Origin of the sequence: Hamadaea sp. NPDC051192 (assembly GCF_040682475.1) — a bacterium.
GTDB lineage: Bacteria > Actinomycetota > Actinomycetes > Mycobacteriales > Micromonosporaceae > Hamadaea > Hamadaea flava.
In genome coordinates this window covers 1-5,646 of sequence record NZ_JBFBAZ010000248.1, presented here as the reverse complement: position 1 = coordinate 5,646, position 5,646 = coordinate 1, and the positions used below count along the sequence as shown (strand labels likewise).

Annotated in this window: 6 protein-coding genes; 3 read left to right on the top strand and 3 right to left on the bottom strand. The window is 68.6% G+C overall.

The window, feature by feature from the left end; translation table 11 throughout:
* Both AB0M47_RS41825 and coxB read right to left on the bottom strand, forming a co-directional pair.
* On the bottom strand, nt 1-388 hold a 388-nt coding region (locus AB0M47_RS41825), incomplete at its 3' end, for a cytochrome c oxidase subunit 4 (RefSeq protein WP_363424360.1).
* A gap of 12 nt (nt 389-400) precedes the next feature.
* Nucleotides 401-1,258: a cytochrome c oxidase subunit II gene (gene coxB, locus AB0M47_RS41820; RefSeq protein ID WP_363424358.1), complete on the bottom strand. Its 858-nt coding sequence runs from the start codon at nt 1,256-1,258 to the stop codon at nt 401-403.
* A 180-nt stretch (nt 1,259-1,438) separates the two neighbouring features.
* Here coxB and AB0M47_RS41815 point away from each other — a divergent pair, with 180 nt between their 5' ends.
* The 3 genes from AB0M47_RS41815 (at nt 1,439) to AB0M47_RS41805 (ending at nt 4,369) form a co-directional block, all read left to right on the top strand.
* Nucleotides 1,439-2,611 (top strand): aminotransferase class V-fold PLP-dependent enzyme, encoded by a 1,173-nt coding sequence (locus AB0M47_RS41815; RefSeq protein ID WP_363424355.1) that lies wholly within the window; start codon nt 1,439-1,441, stop codon nt 2,609-2,611.
* On the top strand, nt 2,608-2,826 hold the full coding sequence (locus tag AB0M47_RS41810; RefSeq protein ID WP_363424352.1) for a sulfurtransferase TusA family protein: 219 nt from the start codon (nt 2,608-2,610) through the stop codon (nt 2,824-2,826). The genes AB0M47_RS41815 and AB0M47_RS41810 overlap by 4 nt, the downstream gene beginning before the upstream one ends.
* Nucleotides 2,827-2,917: 91 nt before the next feature.
* Nucleotides 2,918-4,369: an endo-1,4-beta-xylanase gene (locus AB0M47_RS41805; RefSeq protein ID WP_363424349.1), complete on the top strand. Its 1,452-nt coding sequence runs from the start codon at nt 2,918-2,920 to the stop codon at nt 4,367-4,369.
* Nucleotides 4,370-4,468: 99 nt separating this feature from the next.
* On the opposite strand, the gene AB0M47_RS41800 is transcribed toward AB0M47_RS41805, so the two are convergent.
* Nucleotides 4,469-5,446, bottom strand: coding sequence for a carbohydrate kinase family protein (locus tag AB0M47_RS41800; RefSeq protein ID WP_363424346.1), 978 nt, complete (start codon nt 5,444-5,446; stop codon nt 4,469-4,471).
* Nucleotides 5,447-5,646: the final 200 nt, after the last annotated feature.

Genomic DNA, 5,646 nt, shown 5'->3' with positions numbered 1-5,646 from the left:
TCGGGGCGGACACCAACCTCTGGTACGTCCGGGGTTCGCTGTTCGTCCTCGGCATCGGCTTCGGGCAGCTGCTCGGGCTGCTCATCGCGGTCGTGGCGAACGCCGCGATGCCGAACGGCCAGTAGCTGCCGGGCGAGAAGAAGCCGATCTCCCCCGCGCCCTCGGCGATCTCGGCGTCGTCCCGGTCCTCCGGGCGCAGGTCGATGCGCCGCGACACGAACCAGAAGTATCCGCCGCACATCGCGCAGAGCAGCGTCGACATGATCAGGGCAGTGGTGCCGACCCAGTCGACGTGACCCAGCGAGTGGTTGGTCCACCACCCGTACACCGGTGCGCAGAGGGCCAGGAAGAGCGCTACGCCCCCGAAGATCCGCCATTCAGACTTCATCGTGCGTACTCCTTAGTTGCCCAGGTTCACGGGGACCTGCTGCGCGTCCTTCTTGAGGTCGAACGGCGTGGTCGTCGTGGCGTACGGAGCGGAACCGATCGCGGTCAGCGCCTGCGGCGTGGTCTGGCCGGCCTTCTTCGCGGCGAGGAACTTCTGGTAGTTCTCCGGCGAGACCGCGCGGACCTCGAAGTTCATCATCGAGTGGTAGGTGCCGCAGAGTTCCGCGCACCGGCCGACGTAGGAGCCTTCCTCGTCGATGGTCACCTCGAAGACGTTCCGCACGTTGCCCGGGAACACGTCGCGCTTGAAGAGCATCTCCGGCACCCAGAACGAGTGGATGACGTCCTTGCTCGTCTCCTCGATCCGGATCGTCTTGCCCGTCGGCACGACCAGCACCGGGATGTAGTCGCTGGCCCCGGTCGTCGTCGCGACAGTGGTCGCGTCGGTCTGGGTGTCCGGCGCCGTCCGGTAGTTGAACTGCCAGTTCCACTTGAACGCGACGACCTCGACGGTCACGTCGGGGTTCGCCGAAAGCTTGTTCACGTTCGTCTGGATCACCGCGGTGTAGTAGAAGAGCACCGCGATCACGAGGAACGGAAGGACCGAGTAGAGCACCTCGATCGGCAGGTTGAACCGCGTCTGCGTGGGCAGTTCGGTGTCGCCCTTGCGCTTCCGGTAGACGATGATGCACCAGAAGATGAGGCCCCACACGAAGACGCCGACGGCCAGCGCCGCGACCACCGACCAGATCCACATCTCGTACATCTGGTTGGCCTGCGGAGTCTTGCCGCCCTCAGGCCAGCCGAACCCGCCGAACGGCTTGCCGACGTCATAGGCGTCGCATCCGGTCAGGAATGCCAGAGTTCCCACGGCGAGTGCGCTCAGACCGAGCGCCCGTGACCGACCCTTTGCCACCTAGATCTGCCTCCCTTGCCGCCGCTCCGGGCGTTGACCGGCGGAGCGTCTGTCGACGCGTCGCACACTACTCGACCATGCGTCCCGTTTCGGTCTGGGGGTCGGCGTGTCTGGCTGGGGCAGTAGGTTGGAGGCATGTCTGAGCAGGCAAGGCAGGGCGCGTACTTCGATGCCGCGACGGCGTCTCCCCTGCATCCGGCCGCGCGAGAGGCGATGATCGCGTCGCTCACGGACGGCTGGGCGGACCCGTCACGGCTCTACACGCAGGCCCGCCGGGCCCGTGGGCTGCTCGACGCGGCGCGCGGCGCGACCGCTGAAGTTCTAGGGGTACGCCCAGCGGAGCTGACTTTCACCGCCAGTGGGACGGCCGCAGCGCACCTCGCCGTCCTGGGTGGACTGGCCGGGCGGCGGCGGTCGGGGCGGGTCTTCGTGCATTCGGCGATCGAGCACTCGGCCGTTCTGCACGCCGGGGAGGACCACGTTTCCGCTGGTGGCACGGCTGTCTCCGTCCCCGTGGACGGGCTGGGCCGGCTCGACGAGCAAGCCTGGCAGGCAGCGGTCGGCGCCGATGGTGTGGCGTTGGCCGCACTCATCGCCGCCAGTCATGAGGTCGGCACGCTGCAACCGGTCGCTCGAGCTGCCCAGGTTTGCGCTGCTCACGGCGTACCACTGCTGGTCGACGCGGCGGTGATCGCGGGCCGGATGCCGCTGCCGGCCGGGTGGTCGATGCTGATCGCGAGCGCCCGCAAGTGGGGCGGACCACCCGGGGTCGGTGTGCTCGCCGTCCGCACCGGTACGCGGTTCGACCCCCCGCTGAGCGCGCACTGGTCGCAGCCGGAGCGGGCGGCCGGGCACGGGCCGGGTGCGCCCGACCTCCCGGCGATCGTGGCGGCCGCCGCCTCATTGCGAGCCGCGTGGAGCGAGGCGGCCGCGGAGTCGGCGCGGCTGAGCAAGCTGGTGGATCACATCCGCGATCGGGTCGCGGCGACGATCCCGGACGTCGAGGTGGTCGGCGATCCCGTCGACCGGGCGCCGCACCTGGTCACCTTCTCTTGTCTCTACGTCGACGGCGAGTCGTTGCTGCGTGAGCTGGACCGCCGGGGGTACGCCGTCTCCTCGGGCTCCTCGTGCACCTCCTCGACGCTGGAGCCGAGCCACGTCCTGGTCGCGATGGGCGCCCTGTCCCACGGCAACGTCCGCGTCTCCTTGCATCGGGACGTGACCGAGGAGCAGGTACGCCACTTCGTGGCCGAGCTGCCGGAGATCATCGCCCGGCTGCGCGAGGAGGCGGGGGTGACCGGCCTATGAGTACGCACGAGCTGGACTGCCTCGGCCAGCGCTGTCCCCTGCCGGTGATCGCGTTGGCCCGCCGGTTGCCGCAGGTCGCCGTCGGCGAGGTGATCCGGGTGCTGGCCGACGATCCGGCCGCGGCGCTCGACATCCCGGCGTGGTGCCGGCTCCGGAGTCAGGAGTTCGTTGGGTCTCCGGCCGAACACACCTACGACGTGCGGCGAAGCAGTTAGCCGAAAACTATTGGTTGACACCAATCTCTGGGAGCGCTTCCATAGACACGCCCGCCTCACCGCCCAGTGAGGCCGCCCCGGAGGTTCTGACATGTCCTCATCCCCGCAGAGTGCGTTCTCCACGCGTACCCGCCTGCTGTTGATCATGGGAGTGACCACCGCGCTGGCCGCGGTGTCCCTGATCGCCGGTCTGTCCACGGCCCGTGCCGCCGACCCGACGCTGCACCAGCTCGCGGCGGCCAAGGGCAAGTATTTCGGCTCCGCCACCGACAATCCGGAGCTGACCGACACCGCCTACACCGCCATCCTCGGCACCGAGTTCGGCCAGATCACCCCGGGCAACTCGATGAAGTGGGACACCACCGAGCCGACCCGGAACACCTTCGCCTTCACCAAGGGCGACGCGATCGTCAGCTTCGCCAAGAGCCACAACCAGATCGTCCGCGCGCACACCCTCGTCTGGCACAGTCAGCTGCCGAGCTGGGTCTCCAGCCTGGCCAGCACCGAGGTGCAGGCGGCGATGGAGAACCACATCACCCAGGTCGCCACGCACTACGCGGGTCAGGTGTATGCCTGGGACGTCGTCAACGAGCCGTTCAACGAGGACGGCACCTTCCGCACGAGCGTCTTCTACAACGCCATGGGCAGCGGATACATCGCGACCGCGCTGCGCGCCGCCCGCGCGGCCGACCCGACGGCGAAGCTGTACCTCAACGACTACAACATCGACGGCACCGGCGCGAAGGCCGACGCGATGTACAACCTGGCCGTCTCCCTGAAGGCGCAGGGCGTGCCGCTGGACGGCATCGGATTCCAGGGCCACCTGGCGATCCAGTACGGCTTCCCGACGAACATGCAGGCGAACCTCCAGCGCTTCGCCGACCTCGGGCTGGACGTCGCGATCACCGAGCTGGACGTCCGGATGATCCTGCCGCGGGACGCGACCAAGGACGCCACCCAGTCCACCTACTACACCAACGTCGTGAACGCGTGCGTGGCCGTCACCCGCTGCGTCGGCGTCACCATCTGGGACTACACCGACAAGTACTCCTGGGTCCCGTCGGTCTTCTCCGGCCAGGGCGCGGCCCTGCCGTGGGACGAGAACCTCGCCAAGAAACCGGCGTACACCGCGATCTATCAGGCGCTCGGCGGCATCGTGAGCACCACCTCGCCGTCGCCGTCCAGTCCCGCGCCGTCCACCCCGGCTCCGCAGAACGGCTGCAAGGTGGTCTACACGGCCAACCCGTGGACGGAGGGCAGCGGCGTCGGCGGCTTCACCGCGAGCATCACCATCACGAACACGTCGTCCACCGCGATCAACGGCTGGGCGCTGCGGTTCAGCCTGCCGTCCGGGCAGACGCTGACCCAGTCCGGTTGGAACGCCACGTACGCCGTGAGCGGCCAGGCCGTGACGGCGACGAACCTGTCCTACAACTCGGCGATCGGGGCCAACGGGTCGACCAGCATCGGCTTCAACGGCCGCTGGACCGGCAGCTACACCAGCCCGGCCGCGTTCACCCTGAACAACGTCACCTGCTCCTGACCCACTGCTAAAAAAGGCGCTGGATCAGGGTTCCGTGTCGAATCTTCCCCCAAGATTCGACCGAGAACCCTGATCCAGCGCCAAAGGACAGCTGCGAGATCAGGCGGGGAGGAAGGGCCGGACGTCGTTGGCCGCCTCGTCCCCGTAGGACTCGGCGAGGCGCTTGGCGAACATGTCCGCGCGAACCTCGTACTCCTGGGTGCCGACGGTCTCCAGGACGAGCGTCGCGAGCAGCGCACCGACCTGGGCCGCGCGCTCGAGGGCGAGACCCCAGGAGAGGGCGGCGAAGAAGCCGGCCCGGAAGCCGTCGCCGACACCCGTCGGGTCGTACGCGTGGATCTCCCGGGCGACGGGAACGTGGATGCGCGTGATGTCGCGGCCGGTGATCTCCACGCCGTTCTTGCCGAGCGTGGTCACCCGGATCTTCACGCGGTCGAGGATCTGCGCGTCGGTGAGCCCGCTCTTCTGCTCCAGCAGCGACTTCTCGTACTCGTTGGTCAGCAGGAACTCCGCGCCGTCGATCAGGTGCAGGACGTCCTCGCCCGGCATGCGGGCCAGCTGCTGGGAGGGGTCGGCGGCGAACCGGTAGCCGCGCTCACGGCACTCCTGGGAGTGGCGCAGCATCGCGGCGGGGTCGTTCGCGCCGACCACTACGAGGTCGATGCCGCCGAGCCGGTCGGCGACCGGGGCCAGCTCGATGTTGCGGGCCTCGCTCATGGCGCCCGCGTAGAACGAGGCGACCTGGCACAGGTCCTCGTCGGTAGTGCAGACGAACCGCGCGGTGTGCGCCACCTCGCTGATGTGGACCGAGCCGCAGTCGACGCCGTGCCGCTCCAGCCACGAGCGGTAGTCGGCGAAGTCCGCTCCGACCGCGCCCACCAGCGTGGGGCTCAGGCCGAGCTGCCCCATGCCGAAGGCGATGTTGGCCGCCACCCCGCCCCGCCGGACGACCAGGTCGTCGACCAGGAACGACAGCGAGACCTTGTCGAGCTGGTCGGCGATGAGCTGGTCGGCGAAGCGGCCCGGAAAGTGCATCAGGTGATCGGTGGCGATCGAGCCGGTGACGGCGATCTTCATTGGCTGCCCTCGATAGGTCGGCGAACGTTAACAGGCGGGGAACACCACATGGCGTGCCCGGCGCCGGGCCAGCCTACCGGGAACCGGCAGCGAAGAGGGCCGCCACGTCGCCAAGACGACGTGGCGGCCCAACCGCCCCCCCAGAAGAAACCGGGGGTCAGTGAGATAGGGAGAGGGGGGTGTAGGGGCACAAGGGTTTA

Coding starts and splice junctions, on each gene's coding strand:
- AB0M47_RS41815 (WP_363424355.1), top strand. CDS start 1,439: ATGTCTGAGCAGGCAAGGCAGGGCGCGTACTTCGATGCCGCGACGGCG.
- AB0M47_RS41810 (WP_363424352.1), top strand. CDS start 2,608: ATGAGTACGCACGAGCTGGACTGCCTCGGCCAGCGCTGTCCCCTGCCG.
- AB0M47_RS41805 (WP_363424349.1), top strand. CDS start 2,918: ATGTCCTCATCCCCGCAGAGTGCGTTCTCCACGCGTACCCGCCTGCTG.
- AB0M47_RS41800 (WP_363424346.1), bottom strand. CDS start 5,446: ATGAAGATCGCCGTCACCGGCTCGATCGCCACCGATCACCTGATGCAC.